This window comes from Mesobacillus zeae (genome assembly GCF_003570705.1).
Taxonomy (GTDB): domain Bacteria; phylum Bacillota; class Bacilli; order Bacillales; family Cytobacillaceae; genus Mesobacillus_C; species Mesobacillus_C zeae.
Window position 1 is genome coordinate 132,237 of record NZ_QWVT01000008.1, and the last position, 17,623, is coordinate 149,859.

Annotated in this window: 19 protein-coding genes; 12 read left to right on the forward strand and 7 right to left on the reverse strand. The window is 43.0% G+C overall.

Annotated elements, in window-relative coordinates; genetic code table 11:
* The first annotated feature begins 29 nt into the window (after positions 1-29).
* The 3 genes from D1970_RS03070 to D1970_RS03080 all read left to right on the forward strand — a co-directional run bounded on the left by D1970_RS03070 (position 30) and on the right by D1970_RS03080 (position 3,152).
* On the forward strand, positions 30-1,367 hold the full coding sequence (locus D1970_RS03070; protein WP_119111406.1) for a cytochrome ubiquinol oxidase subunit I: 1,338 nt from the start codon (positions 30-32) through the stop codon (positions 1,365-1,367).
* Between the two features lie 50 nt (positions 1,368-1,417).
* A complete protein-coding gene (locus D1970_RS03075; RefSeq protein WP_119111407.1) occupies positions 1,418-2,431 on the forward strand; it encodes a cytochrome d ubiquinol oxidase subunit II in 1,014 nt (337 codons plus the stop codon).
* A gap of 64 nt (positions 2,432-2,495) precedes the next feature.
* Complete coding sequence (locus tag D1970_RS03080) at positions 2,496-3,152, forward strand: potassium channel family protein (protein ID WP_119111408.1); 657 nt, start codon at positions 2,496-2,498, stop codon at positions 3,150-3,152.
* Positions 3,153-3,204: 52 nt separating this feature from the next.
* On the opposite strand, the gene rnjA is transcribed toward D1970_RS03080, so the two are convergent.
* Both rnjA and D1970_RS03090 read right to left on the reverse strand, forming a co-directional pair.
* Positions 3,205-4,872, reverse strand: a complete 1,668-nt coding sequence (gene rnjA, locus D1970_RS03085; RefSeq protein WP_119111409.1) for a ribonuclease J1 — start codon at positions 4,870-4,872, stop codon at positions 3,205-3,207.
* A 3-nt stretch (positions 4,873-4,875) separates the two neighbouring features.
* On the reverse strand, positions 4,876-5,088 hold the full coding sequence (locus tag D1970_RS03090; protein WP_119111410.1) for a DNA-dependent RNA polymerase subunit epsilon: 213 nt from the start codon (positions 5,086-5,088) through the stop codon (positions 4,876-4,878).
* Between the two features lie 472 nt (positions 5,089-5,560).
* Between D1970_RS03090 and D1970_RS03095 the strand changes: the two genes are divergently transcribed.
* Entirely contained in the window at positions 5,561-6,331 is a 771-nt protein-coding gene (locus D1970_RS03095; RefSeq protein WP_119111411.1) for a Cof-type HAD-IIB family hydrolase, read from the forward strand.
* A 410-nt stretch (positions 6,332-6,741) separates the two neighbouring features.
* On the opposite strand, the gene def is transcribed toward D1970_RS03095, so the two are convergent.
* Together def and D1970_RS03105 are read right to left on the reverse strand one after the other, a co-directional pair.
* Positions 6,742-7,296, reverse strand: coding sequence for a peptide deformylase (gene def / locus D1970_RS03100; RefSeq protein WP_119111412.1), 555 nt, complete (start codon positions 7,294-7,296; stop codon positions 6,742-6,744).
* A 137-nt stretch (positions 7,297-7,433) separates the two neighbouring features.
* Positions 7,434-7,565: a YjcZ family sporulation protein gene (locus tag D1970_RS03105; RefSeq protein ID WP_119111413.1), complete on the reverse strand. Its 132-nt coding sequence runs from the start codon at positions 7,563-7,565 to the stop codon at positions 7,434-7,436.
* A gap of 233 nt (positions 7,566-7,798) precedes the next feature.
* Between D1970_RS03105 and D1970_RS03110 the strand changes: the two genes are divergently transcribed.
* From D1970_RS03110 to lpdA, 5 genes are all read left to right on the forward strand, one after another.
* Positions 7,799-8,467: a YkyA family protein gene (locus tag D1970_RS03110; RefSeq protein ID WP_119111414.1), complete on the forward strand. Its 669-nt coding sequence runs from the start codon at positions 7,799-7,801 to the stop codon at positions 8,465-8,467.
* A 441-nt stretch (positions 8,468-8,908) separates the two neighbouring features.
* On the forward strand, positions 8,909-10,024 hold the full coding sequence (pdhA, locus tag D1970_RS03115; RefSeq protein ID WP_119111415.1) for a pyruvate dehydrogenase (acetyl-transferring) E1 component subunit alpha: 1,116 nt from the start codon (positions 8,909-8,911) through the stop codon (positions 10,022-10,024).
* A gap of 3 nt (positions 10,025-10,027) precedes the next feature.
* On the forward strand, positions 10,028-11,005 hold the full coding sequence (locus D1970_RS03120; protein WP_119111416.1) for an alpha-ketoacid dehydrogenase subunit beta: 978 nt from the start codon (positions 10,028-10,030) through the stop codon (positions 11,003-11,005).
* 57 nt (positions 11,006-11,062) lie between these two features.
* A complete protein-coding gene (locus tag D1970_RS03125; RefSeq protein ID WP_119111417.1) occupies positions 11,063-12,433 on the forward strand; it encodes a dihydrolipoamide acetyltransferase family protein in 1,371 nt (456 codons plus the stop codon).
* 4 nt (positions 12,434-12,437) lie between these two features.
* Positions 12,438-13,847, forward strand: a complete 1,410-nt coding sequence (gene lpdA, locus D1970_RS03130; protein WP_119111418.1) for a dihydrolipoyl dehydrogenase — start codon at positions 12,438-12,440, stop codon at positions 13,845-13,847.
* A gap of 62 nt (positions 13,848-13,909) precedes the next feature.
* On the opposite strand, the gene D1970_RS03135 is transcribed toward lpdA, so the two are convergent.
* Positions 13,910-14,305, reverse strand: a complete 396-nt coding sequence (locus D1970_RS03135) for a small peptidoglycan-associated lipoprotein (protein WP_219915641.1) — start codon at positions 14,303-14,305, stop codon at positions 13,910-13,912.
* 205 nt (positions 14,306-14,510) lie between these two features.
* On the opposite strand from D1970_RS03135, the gene D1970_RS03140 reads away from it, so the two are divergent.
* Positions 14,511-14,756, forward strand: a complete 246-nt coding sequence (locus D1970_RS03140) for a hypothetical protein (protein ID WP_119111419.1) — start codon at positions 14,511-14,513, stop codon at positions 14,754-14,756.
* Between the two features lie 56 nt (positions 14,757-14,812).
* Here D1970_RS03140 and D1970_RS03145 read toward each other — a convergent pair whose 3' ends face one another.
* Positions 14,813-15,247, reverse strand: a complete 435-nt coding sequence (locus D1970_RS03145; protein WP_119111420.1) for a DUF1885 family protein — start codon at positions 15,245-15,247, stop codon at positions 14,813-14,815.
* Between the two features lie 157 nt (positions 15,248-15,404).
* On the opposite strand from D1970_RS03145, the gene D1970_RS03150 reads away from it, so the two are divergent.
* Both D1970_RS03150 and D1970_RS03155 read left to right on the forward strand, forming a co-directional pair.
* Complete coding sequence (locus D1970_RS03150) at positions 15,405-15,704, forward strand: DUF3055 domain-containing protein (RefSeq protein ID WP_119111421.1); 300 nt, start codon at positions 15,405-15,407, stop codon at positions 15,702-15,704.
* Positions 15,705-15,910: 206 nt separating this feature from the next.
* On the forward strand, positions 15,911-16,036 hold the full coding sequence (locus D1970_RS03155) for a GapA-binding peptide SR1P (protein WP_119111422.1): 126 nt from the start codon (positions 15,911-15,913) through the stop codon (positions 16,034-16,036).
* 88 nt (positions 16,037-16,124) lie between these two features.
* Here D1970_RS03155 and D1970_RS03160 read toward each other — a convergent pair whose 3' ends face one another.
* A complete protein-coding gene (locus D1970_RS03160) occupies positions 16,125-17,594 on the reverse strand; it encodes an aminotransferase class I/II-fold pyridoxal phosphate-dependent enzyme (protein WP_119111423.1) in 1,470 nt (489 codons plus the stop codon).
* Between the last annotated feature and the right edge of the window lie 29 nt (positions 17,595-17,623).

Sequence of the window (17,623 nt, forward strand, 5' to 3'; positions counted from 1 at the left end):
TGATACAAAGTCAGGAAAGGAGCAGGTTTATGGAATTAAGCAGTGTTGATCTCAGCCGTATGCTGACATCAATGACCTTGGGATTTCATATTATTTTTGCAACGATAGGCGTCGGTGTGCCTGTAATGATTTCAATAGCAGAATGGATTGGGATCAGGAACAATGATGAATATTACTTACTTATGGCGCGTCGGTGGGCGAGAGGGTTTACCATTACCGTTGCTGTTGGGGTTGTGACAGGGACTTGTATCGGCTTGCAGCTATCATTATTGTGGCCAAGCTTTATGAAGGTGGCCGGCCAGGTAATCAGCCTTCCTCTGTTTATGGAAACTTTCGCGTTTTTCTTTGAGGCTATCTTTCTTGGAATCTATCTATATACCTGGGATCGTTTCAAAAAGCCGATCTATCACTGGCTTCTCTCAATTCCTGTCATAATCGGGTCGTCCGCTTCTGCATTTTTCATAACAACAGTGAATGCGTTCATGAATACGCCGCAAGGATTTAAGCTTGATGGAGGGGCGCTTGTAGAAATCGAACCACTTACAGCCATGTTCAATCCAGCTACCCCGTCAAAAACCTTTCACGTATTAACAACATCTTATTTGACGGCAGCTTTAATACTTGGAAGTATCGCAGCTTTTACGGTCCTTAAAGGGAGAAATGGAGTGTATGAGCGCAAGGCTCTTAAGTTGACGATGGCTGCAGGTCTGGTTTTCGCTCTTGGCACTGCTGTAGCGGGGGATGTCTCTGCTAAGTTTCTGTCCAAACACCAGCCTGAAAAGCTTGCGGCACTTGAGTGGCATTTTGAAACAAAGCCTGGTGCTGATTTGCTGCTATTTGGAACGATAGATGAAAACAATGAAGTAACCAAGGCTATCAAGATTCCAGGCATGCTCAGCTTTCTTGCCGGAAGTTCTTTGGACCATGAGGTCGTTGGGCTTGATGAATTTCCTGAAGAGGTGAGGCCGCCTCTTTGGATACACTACTTATTCGACATGATGGTTGGTATCGGGTTTTTCTCCATTATCGTTTCTGCTGGTTTCATTATTCTTGATAAAATGAAAAATCGTAATCCGTACAATAAAGGCCTTCTTTGGCTCATTCTTGCTGGAGGGCCGCTTTCCATTCTGGCCATTGAACTAGGCTGGATCCTTGCCGAGGTGGGAAGGCAGCCGTGGATATTAAGGGGTTATATAAAAGTTGCGGAAGGTGTAACGAGTGCGGATAATGTCGGGCTTACATTCTTGATGTTCCTGGGGCTGTACATTCTGCTTGGTGTTCTTACAATCATCGTCCTTGTCAAAATGTTCAGGAACAAACCAGCTGAAGCTGAACTCGAAGACAGGTTCCGAGGGAGCAGTAAGTAATATGCTGTTCCAAGACTGTTGGTACATGCTGTTAAGAAAGGGGGAGGAAAATGAGTCTTGAAGTTCTTGGCATCACGGTATTATGGTTTTTTCTATACGGATATCTGATTGTCGCCTCGATTGATTTTGGCGCAGGTTTTTTTGCTTATTACGGAAGGGTTACAAAAAAAGAACACCTAATTAACCATGTTATCAGCCGTTATCTTTCGCCTGTATGGGAAGTGACGAATGTTTTCTTTGTATTTTTCTTTGTAGGTCTTGTTGGTTTCTTTCCCGATACAGCTTATTATTATGGGACAGCCCTACTTATACCTGGGAGCATATCACTGATCCTCCTGGCAATTAGAGGCTCATTTTATGCTTTTAGCAATTACGGCTCTAAGGATAATGATCTATATTTATTTCTATATGGAGCAACAGGCCTTCTCATCCCAGCTTCGCTAAGTACGGCTCTGACGATCTCGGAAGGAGGCTTTCTTAAGGAGGAAGGGGGAAGGGTTGTATTTCTGGCAGGAAAACTGTTTACTAGCCCTTATTCCTGGTCTGTTGTCGTTCTTGCGATTGTTTCAGTCCTTTTTATCAGTGCAGTCTTCTTGACCTATTATGCATGGCGGGCGAGAGACTTGGATGCATTGGGCGTCCTTCGGAAGTTTGCTTTGTTCTGGAGCGGTCCCACGATTCTTGCAAGTTTGCTTGTATTTGCTTCACTAAAATCTCATAACCCCCACCATTTTGAGAATGCGCTGGATTTATGGTGGATGTTTGGTTTGTCGTTCATCTGCTTCGCAGCCGCAGCATTGTTCATTATACAGGGTCGGAATTACGGAACGGCGTTTATTATGGTCATGTTCCAATTCTTTTTCGCTTTTTTTGGATATGGGGCATCGCATTTGCCATATATTCTCGATCCATATATTTCGGTTTCTACCTCGTATACAAATGACACAATGGGAAGGGCGCTCGTTACAGCTTTTATTGCAGGTCTTGTTCTCCTTGTCCCATCTCTTATTCTGCTAATGCGGCTGTTCCTATTTGATGCAGATTATGTTAAGGGGAAAAAATAGTCCTTTTTTTGTAAACTTATGCTAAAATGAGGATGGTTTTAGTTTTTTGGCTGGGGGTAGCATTATGAAAAGAGAATTTGCCGTCATTGGCTTAGGCCGTTTTGGAGGCAGCATTTGCGAGGAGTTGTCACAGCAGGGAATGCAAGTTATGGCTATCGACAGCGATGAAGAACGGGTAAATAAATTTTCTTCAATTGCTTCTCACGCTGTTGTTGCCGATGCGACTGATGAGCTTGTCTTAAAAAGTCTTGGAATCAGGAATTTTGACCACGTTATTGTGGCAATCGGGGACGACATCCAGGCAAGCATCCTGGCCACTCTGATCCTCAAAGATCTTGGTGTGAATAAGATTACGGCAAAGGCGCAAAATGATTACCATGAAAAAGTGCTCCGCAAAATTGGAGCTGATAATGTAGTTCATCCCGAACGTGATATGGGCAGGAGGATTGCCCATAATATCATTTCTAAGAACGTGCTTGATTACCTTGAGCTTTCCGATGAACATAGCATTGTTGAAATAGCTGTAAACGAAAAGCTTGGGGGCAAAACCATCATCGGAATGAATATAAGGGCAAAGTATGGTATTAATATTGTAGCAATCAAGCGAGGAAATGAAATCATTGTCTCTCCGCAAGCGGATGAATTGATTAAAATTGGTGATGTCTTGATTGTAATCGGAGCGGATTCTGACATCAATCGATTCGAAAAGAAAGTGCTTTAAAAGGTCGTTAGAAAAGCCCGTACCATAAAGGTACGGGCTTTTCTTAATATGCTTAGACTTCCATGATGATTGGTAAAATCATTGGACGCCTTTTTGTTTTTTCGTAAAGGAATGGTGCAAGTGTGTCTGTAATTTCATTTTTAATTTCAGACCACTGTGAAGTTCTGCGCTCCATAACCTTATTTAAATGCTTTGTTATAAGGCTTTGGGCATCATTGATCAAGTCTCCGGATTCACGCATGTAAACGAACCCGCGAGAAATGATGTCTGGACCTGCAGCGATTTTGAAATCTTTCATGTTAATGGAGACAACGACAACGACAAGTCCTTCTTCCGAAAGAATCCTACGGTCACGGAGCACAATGTTACCAATGTCGCCGATTCCACTTCCATCAATATAGACTGACCCGGAAGGGATTTTGCCGGCAACCTGTGCTTCACTATTACTCAAGGCAAGGACTTCACCATTATCCATGATAAAGCAATTTTCTTCATTTACACCACAATCAACAGCAAGTTTTGAATGCATTTTTTGCATCCTGAATTCACCGTGGATAGGCATAAAGAATTTTGGCTTAATCAGTCTCAGCATCAGTTTCTGCTCTTCCTGACCGCCATGTCCCGACGTATGGATATCGCTCAGTTTGCCATGAATGACTTCGGCTCCTGCACGGGAGAGCATATTGATCGTGCGGTTGACACTAATTGTATTGCCTGGGATTGGCGAAGAAGAGAAGACAACGGTATCTCCAGGAATAATCTGAATCTGACGGTGAGTTCCATTAGCGATACGTGAAAGTGCCGCCATTGGTTCACCTTGGCTTCCTGTACAAAGGATGGTTACCTTATTTGCCGGGAGCCTGTTTATTTGCTGTGATTCAATGAATGTATCCTTAGGTGCGCGGATATAACCAAGTTCTTGTCCGATATTGATGGCAGCTTCCATGCTTCGGCCGAATACAGCGACTTTCCGGCCATTTGCAACCGCGGCTTCTGTCACCTGCTGAAGCCTGTGAATGTTGGATGCGAAGGTAGCAAAAATGACACGGCCGTCAACCTTTCGGAAGATGTCATGGATGCTTTCTCCAACTCGTCTTTCAGACATGGTAAAGTTAGGAACTTCACTGTTGGTGCTGTCGGATAAGAGACAAAGAACGCCCTCTTTGCCGATTTCAGCCATTTTTGTTAAATTGGCAGGTTCGCCTACAGGTGTAAAATCGAATTTAAAGTCGCCTGTATGGACAATCTGACCCGGAGGAGTTTTTACTACAACTCCGTATGAATCAGGTATACTGTGGGTTGTCCTGAAAAAGCTTACAGAAGTTTTACGGAATTTGATAACATCTTCTTCCTGGATGTCAATCAATTTTGCCTGCCGGAGAAGGCCGTGTTCTTCAAGCTTATTCCGAATCAGGCCGAGGGCAAGCTTGCCGCCGTAAATTGGAATGTTTATCTGTTTGAGCAGGTAGGGAATCCCGCCGATGTGGTCTTCGTGTCCATGTGTAATGAATAGACCTTTGATTTTTTCTTCATTTTTAACTAAGTAGGAATAGTCCGGAATAACATAATCAATTCCAAGAAGTTCATCCTCGGGGAACTTAATTCCAGCGTCAATTAAAATGATTTCGTCCTGGAATTGGACACCGTACGTGTTCTTGCCGATTTCCCCCAGTCCTCCTAGTGCGAAAACGGCAGTTTGGTCATTTTTTACAAATTTCATAAATTATCTAATCTCCAATACGTCAAATTCTGGTTTTTCTTGCTCATATTCAAGGTATTTACCCTTAACAGCCTCAATGTATTCAATGTTATATCCCCGATCAGCCAGTTTTGTCCTGACATCGCGTTCGGATTCCGCCTCCACGTAAACGGTTTTGGTTTTTTCCCTTACAGGGACCTGTTTAATTGACTCTTGAAAGTATACTTTATAAATCATCTGATTCTCTCCTTGTTTTAGATAGCTTTATCTATTATATAAAAAATTAACATTTTTTTCATTGTTTTTCGGAAATCAACCGAAAGCATAGTTAGGGCGGTCCGTTTTTAATCGATAATATCCACTGTACAATAAGGAAGGAGCCCTTCGCAAGTTTGAAGGGCTCGGCTATTTAAGCAATGGTTTTTTTGCGAAGCATGTCTTTCCACTGTTTTAAGAGCTTTCGCCTTAGCTTCTTCAACATAGTGGATCATCTCCTTACTTCTTATTTTAAACCATCCTTGTCCAAAGTAAAGCAATCAAGGGAAGTTTAAGCAAGAAACATGATTTTTTGGTTTTCTTTTTATATATTATATGACAAATTCCTGCAATATTTCATGGGTAAAGATGGAATTGCCTGATATGTCAGTCATTTGACAAGGTTGTCACCGTAAGGTTAGTCTGTACTACATCAAGATTCGAGGGAGATTTTATGAGTAAAATAGTTTTTTTTGATATTGACGGAACATTGCTGGATCACAACAAGGTTCTGCCTGCATCTGCAAAAGAAGCCATAGCCGAATTGAAGAAAAAAGGGATTTTTGTCGCAATTGCCACAGGAAGGGCCCCATTCATGTTTAAACCGCTCCGTGAAGAGCTTGACCTTGATTCATATGTAAGCTTCAATGGCCAATATGTTGTTTTTGAAAATGAAGCGATTTATAAAAATCCGCTTGATGAAACGGAACTTGTAAGAATTTCAGGGGAATCCGCAAAAAATGGCCATCCTCTTATTTATATGAATGAACACACGATGAAAGCTACGGCTGCAAGCCATTCTTCAATCGAGACTTGTATGGGAAGCCTGAAATTTCCCCATCCGGAAAAGGATGAAAATTTCTTCAAGGCCCGTGATATTTATCAGACTCTTATTTTCTGCAAGACAGGGGAAGAAGATGCATATGTCAGAGAGTATCCCGGCTTTCATTTTATAAGATGGCATCCATTGTCCTCTGATATCCTTCCTTCAGGCGGATCAAAGGCAGAAGGAATCAAAAAGATGGCTGGCCGTCTTGGGTTCAGGCTTGAGGATGTTTATGCTTTTGGAGACGGGCTTAATGATATCGAAATGCTCCAGTCAGTCGGTACAGGAGTTGCAATGGGAAATGCGCTTGATGAGGTTAAATCTCACGCTGACCTTGTTACTGCAGACGTAGCGGAGGATGGAATTTGGAATGGTCTGAAAAAACTCGGGCTTATATAATGATGAGAAAGAGCCGGGGGAAATCCCCCGGCTCTTTCTTGTTCATAACTTTGTGCTCCAGTCCATACGGTGCTTAACGGGCACTTCCGCTTTTCTTTTTGTCCAGCTACAGCGCCCAGCGCCTAGTGGACTTCGCCCACCTTCCTACGACGAAGCACAGGATGTGCGAGTAAGGTGTTGCGCACAGGACGTGCGCGCCCTTAGCGTTATAAGTCAACATCGATTCGCAAAGCTCATCGTGTTTCCTTTATCGCGCATTAACGGGCAGTAGGTTCCCAACTGCCCGTAAAAGCCCGATCGGCTCATCTAACAATCAGCGACAAAAGCATCCGCTGATTGAAGATTCGCCTTATCTCAGTCAGTGTGCTCCGGTCCATACGGTGCTTAACGGGCGCTTTCGCTTTTCTTTGTTATCGGTCGATCGAGATTGCGTCTTGTATTTCTGCGAATGGATCCTGCTTGTTGATGTGGTCGTAAAACATAATGCCGTTCAAATGGTCAATCTCATGCTGAAAGACGACCGCTGGCAGCCCTCTTAACCTTAGTTTTACTTCTTTTCCTTCAAGGTCAGTGCCTTTAACGGTAACCCGCGCATATCTGGGTACATATCCTGGGAAAGGTTCATCCACGGAAAGGCAGCCTTCTCCTGCAGCGAGGTAAGACCGTTCCACAGAATGGCTGACGATTTTAGGATTGAAAAGAGCGTAACTGAACAGGCTTCCCTTCTCATCATGAACATGAACAGCAATCATGCGTTTTGATACATTGATTTGTGGTGCTGCAAGGCCGATGCCTGGGCGAAGGCCGTATTTCTCTGCAATTTCAGGATCTTGGCTGGATTTTACATAATCCAGCATGCTTGCAAGAACCCGCTTATCTTCTTCTGACGCAGGCAGGGAAACTTCATCGGCGATTCTACGGAGTACAGGATCGCCGTCTCTAATTATATCTTCCATTGTAATCACAATTGCTCACCTCGGATTGCTATTCTATGTATACAAGTCTAACAAAATCCATTCCAAAAGTTAATTAAATTGTCAGGCGGAGAAAATTAGGACTATAAAAAAAGGGAGGCGAAGAATCACCTCCCCCGCTCTGGAGATTAGAAGTTCCAGCAGGCGCAGCCTACAATAATCAGAAGAATGAACAAGACAACAATCAATGCAAAGCCGCGTCCGTGTCCGCATCCAAATCCGCCGCCGCCGAATCCGCATCCATATCCGTATCCAAACATATTGGAAAAACCTCCTGTATCTTGATTTCACCCTGTTTTACCAAGGGGATTACTACAGCCTATGAGAAAAACGCAATTGTGTGTAGGCACTGGCCTAGCATATTCTGTTCTTTTGGGGAATAATATGTAAAAAATAAGAGGACGAACTTTCTGCTTAGGTTTTTATGAGAGCTATTGTCAAATGTATCCCTACTCGCTATAGTTAAAATATTTACGGATGAGGAGGCAGGAACTTGTTCATTCATAAGAAATTGTTAATGACCATAATGTTGATTGCTGTACCAGCCTTGCTGCTAAGCGGCTGTATTGGCGGCCAGGAGCCAGCGGAAAAAGTATTTACCCAGCTTGAACAGGTGGCTGAAATAGAAAAAAGCTTCGAAGAATTACAGGACCCGCTTGTCCGCCTAGAAAAGGAAGAAAAGAAAATATACGGGCGAATTATTTCAACCAGCGCAAAAAACAACGAGGAAATCATCAGGCTGACCGATAATGCTTTAGAAGTCGCTGAGAAAAGGGAAGGTTTTATTGGCAAGGAGCACGAAATCATTAAAAAATCTAAAAAGCAATTCGGGGATTTTGAAGACTCCATTGGCGATCTGGAGAATCAAGAATTAAAAGCAGAGGCCCAAAAACTTTCTGAGCGGATGAACGAAAGGTATACAAGCCATGATGAACTCTACAGGAGCTATCTTGAGGGATTAAAACATGACCGAAAACTTTATAACCAGCTAAAAGCGAAGGATCCTCAGATTGCAAAACTTGAAGAACAAGTAAATAAAATTAATGCCGCTTATAAAGAAGTTTTTGAGGCGAATGAAAGATTCAATGCTGCGACAGAAAAATACAACAAAGAAAAACTGGATTTCTATCAACAGGCAGGGCTTGAAGTGAAGCAAAAATAAACAAGATGAACCGGACCGGCAAATTGAAGCTGCCGGTTTTTTTTATTTACCCTAAAAAAGATATTTCGTTATAGTACAGGGCGTTTATTTCTATAGTACAGAGGTATTTGGTTTAAACAATATAGACATGATAAATAAATTGTGAAAATGAGATCCTAGTATTTGACGAAGGGTTTTCATTATTGTAAACTGAGAAACGAAGAAAGAAATTGTATTAATTCTTTTTTAAAAATGGTTAGTACAGATTGGGCTGGCCGAAGACGGCATAATATGAGTGTTTCCCGCTCTGTTTTAATGGGAAGACAAATAAATAGTGTGTCTATTTTCAGCATGGAACCTTCATGGCCGAAAGACACAGTCTCTGTGCCTTTAATATTGGGCAACCTACATTTGTATAATTCATTAAAAATATTGGGGTTATGAAAGGATAGGTGACATTTGATGGCATCCAAGTCAAAGAAAACGGTTGCTGATGCAGTAAAGCAGCTTGAAAAAGTTCAGGACCAATATGAAACTCTGCAGATCCTCAATGAAGAAGGGGAAGTTATCAACGAAGCAGCAATGCCTGAGTTGTCAGATGAGCGGCTGCAGGAATTGATGAAAAGAATGGTTTATACAAGGATTCTTGACCAGCGTTCCATTTCACTGAATCGCCAAGGGCGACTCGGTTTTTATGCTCCAACAGCGGGACAAGAAGCTTCTCAGCTAGGTTCGCAGTTTGCACTTGAAAAAGAAGATTTTATTCTTCCTGGATACCGAGATGTGCCTCAATTGATATGGCACGGCCTTCCACTTCACCAAGCTTTTCTATTTTCCCGCGGTCATTTTAAAGGGAATCAGATTCCAGAAGGCGTTAATGTCATTTCACCACAAATCATTATTGGTGCTCAGTACATCCAGGCAGCTGGCGTTGCTTTAGGAATGAAGAAGCGTGGTGCCAAGTCTGTTGCAATTACGTACACTGGAGACGGCGGTGCTTCCCAAGGTGATTTCTATGAAGGTATTAACTTCGCTGGTGCATTTAAAGCTCCTGCCATTTTCATTGTTCAAAACAATCGTTTTGCAATCTCTACGCCTGTTGAAAAGCAATCGGCGGCAAAAACAATTGCCCAAAAGGCTGTTGCAGCAGGAATTCCTGGCGTACAGGTAGACGGAATGGATCCGCTTGCAGTATACGCGGCTGTCAGCGATGCCCGTGAGCGCGCAGTAAACGGTGAAGGCCCGACTCTTATCGAAACGCTTACTTACCGTTACGGTCCGCATACAATGGCTGGTGACGATCCTACAAGATACCGTACTACCGATCTCGATAATGAGTGGGAGAAGAAAGATCCGCTAGTGCGTTTCCGCAAGTTCCTTGAAAAGAAAGGCCTGTGGAATGAAGAAATGGAAAACGAAGTGATTGAAACAGCTAAAGAAGACATCAAAGAAGCAATCAAGAAAGCTGATGATACACCGAAGCAAAAAGTAACTGACTTGATGGAAATCATGTACGAAGAAATGCCAAACCATCTTCAAGAGCAATATGAAATATATAAAGAGAAGGAGTCGAAGTAAGCCATGGCTCAAATGACAATGATTCAAGCGATAACTGATGCGCTCCGCACAGAACTACGTAATGATCCTAATGTCCTGGTCTTTGGAGAAGACGTTGGGGTCAATGGCGGTGTTTTCCGTGCAACGGAAGGCCTGCAAAAAGAATTTGGAGAAGAACGGGTATTTGACACTCCGCTTGCTGAATCCGGCATTGGCGGCCTCGCAATCGGACTTGCTCTACAAGGGTACAGGCCCGCAATGGAAATTCAATTCTTTGGCTTCGTTTACGAAGTAATGGATTCAATTAGCGGACAAATGGCTCGGATGCGTTACCGTTCCGGCGGCCGGTATACTTCGCCGATTACAATCCGTTCACCATTCGGCGGCGGAGTCCATACACCTGAAATGCACGCTGACAGCCTTGAAGGCCTAATGGCACAGCAGCCAGGCGTGAAGGTAGTCATTCCGTCAACACCCTATGATGCTAAAGGCTTGCTGATTTCTTCTATAAGAGATAATGATCCAGTTATTTTCCTTGAACATATGAAACTGTACCGTTCTTTCCGCCAGGAAGTTCCTGAAGAAGAATACACCATCCCTCTAGGCAAAGCTGAAGTGAAACGCGAAGGCTCCGACTTGACGATCGTTACTTATGGAGCGATGGTCCATGAATCTTTGAAGGCTGCAGAAGAGTTGGAAAAAGAAGGCCAGTCAGTAGAGGTAATCGACCTTCGAACAATCATGCCGCTAGATATTGATACAATTATTGCGTCAGTAGAAAAAACTGGCCGCGCAATGGTTGTCCAGGAAGCACAGCGCCAGGCAGGCATGGCCGCGCATATTATTGCAGAAATTAATGAGCGGGCTATCTTGAGTCTTGAAGCACCAGTGCTTCGTGTGGCTGCACCTGACACAGTATTCCCATTCTCTCAGGCAGAATCCGTATGGCTTCCTAACTACAAAGATGTCATTGAGACTGCTAAAAAAGTACTGGAATTCTAAACTGTTACAACAATTATTATTCGATAGAGACTGAGATATAAAGGAGGCTGAATATCAGTGGCATTCCAATTTAAGCTGCCAGATATAGGTGAAGGAATTCATGAAGGTGAAATCGTCAAATGGTTCGTAAAACCAGGCGACAAAATCCAGGAAGACGATGTACTTTGTGAAGTCCAAAATGATAAAGCAGTTGTAGAAATTCCTTCTCCAGTGACGGGAACAGTTGAAGAGGTTCTTGTAGGTGAAGGAACTGTGGCTACAGTAGGACAGGTGCTCATAACATTTGATGCACCAGGATACGAGGACTTGAAATTCAAAGGTGACGAAGAAGACGCGCCGGCTAAGGAAGACAAGTCACAAAAAACTGAGGCCCAAGTACAATCAACTCTTGAAGCAGGACAAGATATCAAGAAAGAAGAGGCCAGCACGCCAGTCCAGGAAAAATCGACAGGTGCAGGGGATGCTGGAGCAGCACAGGCTGATACCGATCCAGACCGCCGCATTATTGCAATGCCTTCTGTAAGGAAATACGCTCGTGAAAACGGCATAAACATCCGTCAAGTTGCTGGTTCTGGAAAGAACGGCCGTGTAATGAAAGATGATGTTGATGCATTCCTGAAGGGCGGATCAGAGCCAACTGCAGCGCCACAGGCAGAAGAGAAGCAAGAAGGAACACCAGTTTCTTCATCCGAAGCACCAAAAGCAGCATTAGTACCACAGGGACAATATCCTGAAACACGCGAGAAAATGAGTGGAATCCGCAAAGCAATTGCAAAAGCGATGGTTAATTCCAAGCATACGGCTCCGCATGTTACACTTATGGATGAGATTGATGTTACCAAGCTTGTGGCACACCGCAAGAAATTCAAGGATGTTGCTACACAGAAAGGAATTAAGCTTACATTCCTTCCTTATGTGGTAAAAGCATTAACAAGTGCGCTGCGTGAATATCCAGTGTTGAATACTTCCCTCGATGATGCAGCAGGAGAAATTGTCCAGAAGCATTACTACAATATCGGAATCGCTGCCGACACGGATAAAGGCCTGCTGGTTCCAGTTGTAAAAGATGCAGACCGCAAGTCTGTATTCTCGATTTCTGCTGAAATCAATGAACTTGCTGGAAAAGCACGCGATGGCAAACTTGCTCCTGATGAAATGAAAGGTGCTTCATGCACAATTACAAACATCGGTTCTGCTGGCGGGCAGTGGTTTACACCAGTTATCAACCACCCAGAGGTTGCCATTCTCGGCATTGGGCGTATTGCTGAAAAGCCAATTGTCAGAGATGGAGAAATTGTAGCTGCGCCGGTACTGGCCTTGTCATTGAGCTTCGACCACCGAATGATTGACGGAGCGACTGCGCAGAATGCTTTGAACCACATCAAACGTTTGTTGAACGATCCAGAACTATTGTTAATGGAGGCGTAATAAAATGGTAGTAGGAGATTTTCCAATTGAGACAGATACGATAGTCATAGGTGCAGGCCCTGGCGGTTATGTGGCAGCGATTCGCGCTGCCCAGCTTGGCCAAAAGGTTACAATTGTTGAAAAAGGAACGGTAGGCGGAGTTTGTCTTAATGTTGGCTGCATCCCTTCCAAGGCATTGATTGCAGCAGGTCATCGTTATGAAAATGCGCTGCATTCTGCTGATATGGGAATTACAGCGGAAAATGTCACTCTTGATTTTTCGAAAGTACAGGAATTCAAATCCAATGTTGTTAATAAGCTGACCGGGGGAGTTAAAGGGCTGCTGAAAGGCAACAAGATTGACAGCGTCAGTGGTGAAGCATATTTTGTTGATGCAAACACCCTTCGTGTAATGGATGAAACATCTGCACAAACTTATACTTTCAAAAATGCAATTATCGCGACAGGCTCACGTCCGATTGAAATTCCTGCATTTAAGTATTCTAAGCGTGTGCTTGATTCAACTGGTGCATTGGCTCTTAAAGAGCTTCCTAAGAGCATCGTTGTCATCGGCGGAGGCTATATTGGTACCGAGTTGGGCGGAGCGTATGCAAGCTTCGGCACAAAAGTAACCATCCTTGAAGGTGCCGATGAAATCCTGAACGGTTTTGAAAAGCAAATGTCCGCGCTGGTAAAACGCAATCTTAAGAAAAAAGGTGCGGAAGTAATCACAAAGGCGCTTGCAAAAGGTGTCGAAGAGACGGAAGACAGCGTAACCGTTAAGTATGAAGTAAAAGGGGAAGAGCAGCAAATCGAAGCCGATTACGTCTTTGTCATGGTTGGCCGCAAGCCAAATACCGATGAACTTGGCCTAGAACAGGCTGGAGTCGAACTCGGAGAGCGCGGAATTATCAAGATTGATAAACAATGCAGGACAAATATCAGCAATATTTACGCGATTGGCGATGTAGTTGAAGGACCACCGCTTGCGCATAAAGCTTCTTATGAAGGGAAAATTGCTGCAGAAGCCATTGCAGGCCATACTTCCGAGATTGACTATTTAGGCATTCCGGCTGTTGTGTTCTCAGACCCAGAGCTTGCTTCTGTAGGATACACGGAAAAACAGGCGAAAGAAGAAGGTCTTGAAGTGGCTGCTGCGAAGTTCCCGTTTGCTGCAAACGGTCGTGCGCTTTCACTTAACGAGTCAGACGGATTCCTGAAGCTTGTTACTCGCAAAGGAGACGGTCTTGTTATAGGCGCTCAAATTGCCGGATCTAATGCTTCCGATATGATCGCTGAATTGGGTCTCGCAATCGAAGCAGGCATGACTGCTGAAGACCTTGCGATGACTATCCATGCGCATCCAACTCTTGGTGAAATCACCATGGAGGCTGCTGAAGTAGCGCTTGGTAATCCGATTCACATCATTAAGTAATAGTATAAAAAAAACCTTTCCCGAGTCAGGGGAAGGTTTTTTTGTACTGTCGATAGCCATATTTAATGAGGAGGCCTTTTACTGTCATTGCTTAATTCTTTTGCAATCCGCATAATAATCTGCTCTTTAGTTGCTTGTCCGTACACCTTTACAGACACCTGATCATTATAAAGAATAAGGATGGCAGGCCCTTTGTCGATTCCAAAGACTTTGTAATATGGATCTGCTTTGTCTGGAGTTAGAATCACCATATTTTGCATGGTATCCGGGAAATCTTCTTTTAATTCTATAATTGCGTCATAATAGGGAGCTTCGTTTGCATCATTGCTCTCATCTGAGAAAAAAACCACTTGCTTGACATCTTCGTTAATCTCAAGGTCCTCAGTTTCTTCGGCAAGGCTGCAGGATGATGTAAATAAAAGAAAAGAAGCAGCAACAGCAATAGACAGGCCTTTCATTTATCTTGCCTCACTTTTTTGGATTATGGAGATATATTCCTTCCCGTCATCCATGATTACAGTCATTTTATCATAGATATTTCCCAATACCTTCCTTGTCATTAGAATGTTACATAAATGAAAAATAAACAGAGTTTTTAGGCATATACTTTAGTAATCCAGCCAATATGACACAGTGAAACAAATCCTGGGAAGTGAAGCATACGTGAAAATATATACAGTTATCCTTATCCAAATAATGATATGGAGCGGTTATACTTTATTGGAATGGCTGTCGCAGCACGACAAGCCTGAATATAATATTATGATGTTCTTAGTGTTTTTTTATCTTGCGCTTGTTGTCGGGAACTTCCTTATGAATTCAGCGAAGAAAACGGCAGGTGCTACGTTGGCAAGCCTTTTACTCTATGTTCTTTTCTATTTTGTTATGTCCATCGCCGCTGGCAGGTAAGAGGGGGACTTTTGGGTAAGAAAAGGCAGCATTGTATGCTGCCTTACCGTGAAGCGTTATTTTCTTGGGTAAAAATACATGATTCGTCCATTAAAAAGATGAAGTTCACCCTGCAGCTTTTTGGCCGCGAATTTACAAAACTCATTTGCTTTTCCTTTGTCTCCGGCAGTTGCTGCTTCCGGAAGCGTAATCTGGATATAGGCTTGTTGCCTTTCGGCCCCTTCGTTATCAATTACTGTCTCGGTATCAATGCCAATTAAGATGGCGTGATAGCGGTCAAGATTGGAGAATAAGTAAAACCATGATCCTTTTCCAGACTCTTTTTCTTTAATTTCGTAAGGGAAAGCTGAATCTTCATAATTCCACCCGACCTGGTCGCCTGTTTTCCCGGCAATTTCTTTATAATAAGAAAATAGATCTTTCAATTCATCCGTGGTAATCGCCTCTTTGACTGACGACGGAACGAGTTTTATGTAAGCTGAATTTGACATTTTCCATCCCCTGCTTTCCATCTCTTTTATCTATTATTCTAGCACTTACAGAATACAGCGACAACTTGGCCTTATCAACATGCATGTTAGCTTGCAAAAATGCCTGACATCATTTATAATAATATTATAAATAATCAGAAAAAAGGAGGAGTCAGCTATGGATTTATTCGAAAAGCTTTATGATGAACACGAAAAGGTAAGTGTAAGGTTTGTTGGTTTTACAACAGATGAAACCCGCTATGACTTTGGTATCGTGTATACGAATATGTTTTTCGGAAAACCGCTTATCGTTTGTATGCAGACAGGACGATCCGCACTCCTCGCCTCCGATGACCTCAACAATATCGAATACCTTCAAAAAGCCTTCAGTATAAAAGAAACGAAACAAGCTGCTGATTTAGCGGAATTTTTCCAGGAAGCACTTCCAACATTGCCGTTTGAAACTCAATACGAATAAAAAACAGGCTGCGGCCTGTTTTTTATTGTGACATACTATTTGACCGTGTAAGTCGGATAATAAAATTTAAAAGAATAAACGTTAATGAAAAAACATAATATGTTATACAATTAACACTTGAAATTATAATAATGTTATATTATTATTGATTTATGAGTTATTAAGCGCTTTCAAAAACTTATTAAAAGGAAATGGGGTTAGAACAAATGGGTACAATCGTATGTCAGTCCTGTAATTCAACCATTGATCATTTTGAAGATGAAAAGGTTTCTGTCCTTTATTCCCACAAATGCAATTGCTGTGATACAGAAAATCATGAACAACAAAAATAATCCTTTCTTTTCAAGCCCGCTAATGCAGCGGGCTTTTTTGCTGCAAAAAAAAGGCGTGTCCTTTACGGACACGGCCTTTTCTAAACATTTATTGGATTGCTTTATGTTCTTTAATAACACGTACCATCTTCAGTTCTGTATCCTCAGGACCTTGAACAGGAAGTCCTGCGTCGACATTCATGATAATGTACCGAAGATTTTCAGCAGTAATGATTTCACCAGGAATGAAAATAGGGATACCTGGCGGATAGACCATGACAAACTCCGCAATGATTCTTCCTTCCGACTCTGCGAATGGAATGACTTCTGTCTCGGAATAAAATGCATCCCTTGGAGTCAAGGCCAGCAGCGGTATATCGGGCAGGATCACTTGGACATGAACTTTCTCAGCAGACGAGTGGAAAGTGCGTGAGAGGTCCTTTAAAGCCTCTACTAGCGCATCTCCATCCGCATCAGTATCCCCAGGTGTAATGATGCAAAGTATATTGTAAAGGTCGGAAAGTTCTACTTCTATATTATGGTGTTCACGAAGCCACTTTTCTACAGCATATCCAGATATTCCAAGGTCTTTAACGGAAACTGTCAGCTTGGTTGGATCGTAGTCGAATGTTGCCTGGGTGCCTAGGATTTCTTCACCGACACAATACAGATGTTCGACTTGATTGATTTCCTTCCGAAGCCTTTGCGAAAGCTTGATGGTTCTGTCGATAAGTTCACGTCCCTCGGTAACAAGCCTTCTTCTCGCTACATCTAATGATGCCATAAGCAGATAGGAAGTGGAGGTTGTTGTTAGCATACTGAGGATAGATTGTACCCTCTTATGGGAAACAAGACCTTCTTTTACATTCAGGATGGAACTCTGCGTCATGGAACCGCCCAGCTTGTGTACGCTAGTTGCAGCCATATCCGCACCAGCCTGCATTGCTGACATTGGCAAATCCTCATGGAAGTGTATATGGACGCCGTGTGCTTCATCTACGAGGACGGGTACATCGTAGGAGTGGGCAATTTCCACGATTTTTTTCAAATCTGCGCTGAAACCAAAGTAAGTTGGATTGATGACGAGAACACCTTTGGCATCTGGATGCTGTTCAAGAGCTTTTTCGACAGAATCTGTTGTAATCCCGTGGGATATCCCGAGCTTTTCATCAATTTGCGGATGAATGAAAATTGGAACCGCACCTGAAAAAACAATCGCAGACATGACGGATTTATGGACATTCCTTGGCACGATAATTTTATCTCCAGGCCCGCATACGGCCATGATCATCGCAATAATCGCACCGCTTGTTCCTTGTACGGAGAAAAATGTATGGTCTGCGCCAAATGCTTCTGCTGCCAGATCCTGGGCTTCCTTGATGATCCCCTTTGGCGAATGGAGGTCATCAAGCGGGCCTATGTTGATTAAATCGATGGACAGCGCATTGTCACCAATGAATTCACGGAATTCAGGATCAATGCCGCTTCCTTTTTTATGTCCGGGTATATGAAATTGGACCGGATTTCTTTTTGCATGTTTTAACAGTCCGCTGAATAACGGTGTTTCAGATTGAGACAAAAGATCCACACCCTTTTTCTATAAAGTGA

Bases quoted from the DNA above. Each gene is read 5' to 3' on its own strand.
- D1970_RS03105 (WP_119111413.1), bottom strand. From the start codon at position 7,565: ATGTTTGGATACGGATATGGATGCGGATTCGGCGGCGGCGGATTTGGA.
- rnjA (WP_119111409.1), bottom strand. From the start codon at position 4,872: ATGAAATTTGTAAAAAATGACCAAACTGCCGTTTTCGCACTAGGAGGA.
- D1970_RS03120 (WP_119111416.1), top strand. From the start codon at position 10,028: ATGGCTCAAATGACAATGATTCAAGCGATAACTGATGCGCTCCGCACA.
- lpdA (WP_119111418.1), top strand. From the start codon at position 12,438: ATGGTAGTAGGAGATTTTCCAATTGAGACAGATACGATAGTCATAGGT.
- D1970_RS03095 (WP_119111411.1), top strand. From the start codon at position 5,561: ATGAGTAAAATAGTTTTTTTTGATATTGACGGAACATTGCTGGATCAC.
- D1970_RS03135 (WP_219915641.1), bottom strand. From the start codon at position 14,305: ATGAAAGGCCTGTCTATTGCTGTTGCTGCTTCTTTTCTTTTATTTACA.
- D1970_RS03070 (WP_119111406.1), top strand. From the start codon at position 30: ATGGAATTAAGCAGTGTTGATCTCAGCCGTATGCTGACATCAATGACC.
- D1970_RS03145 (WP_119111420.1), bottom strand. From the start codon at position 15,247: ATGTCAAATTCAGCTTACATAAAACTCGTTCCGTCGTCAGTCAAAGAG.
- D1970_RS03155 (WP_119111422.1), top strand. From the start codon at position 15,911: ATGGGTACAATCGTATGTCAGTCCTGTAATTCAACCATTGATCATTTT.
- pdhA (WP_119111415.1), top strand. From the start codon at position 8,909: ATGGCATCCAAGTCAAAGAAAACGGTTGCTGATGCAGTAAAGCAGCTT.
- D1970_RS03075 (WP_119111407.1), top strand. From the start codon at position 1,418: ATGAGTCTTGAAGTTCTTGGCATCACGGTATTATGGTTTTTTCTATAC.
- D1970_RS03080 (WP_119111408.1), top strand. From the start codon at position 2,496: ATGAAAAGAGAATTTGCCGTCATTGGCTTAGGCCGTTTTGGAGGCAGC.
- D1970_RS03090 (WP_119111410.1), bottom strand. From the start codon at position 5,088: ATGATTTATAAAGTATACTTTCAAGAGTCAATTAAACAGGTCCCTGTA.
- D1970_RS03150 (WP_119111421.1), top strand. From the start codon at position 15,405: ATGGATTTATTCGAAAAGCTTTATGATGAACACGAAAAGGTAAGTGTA.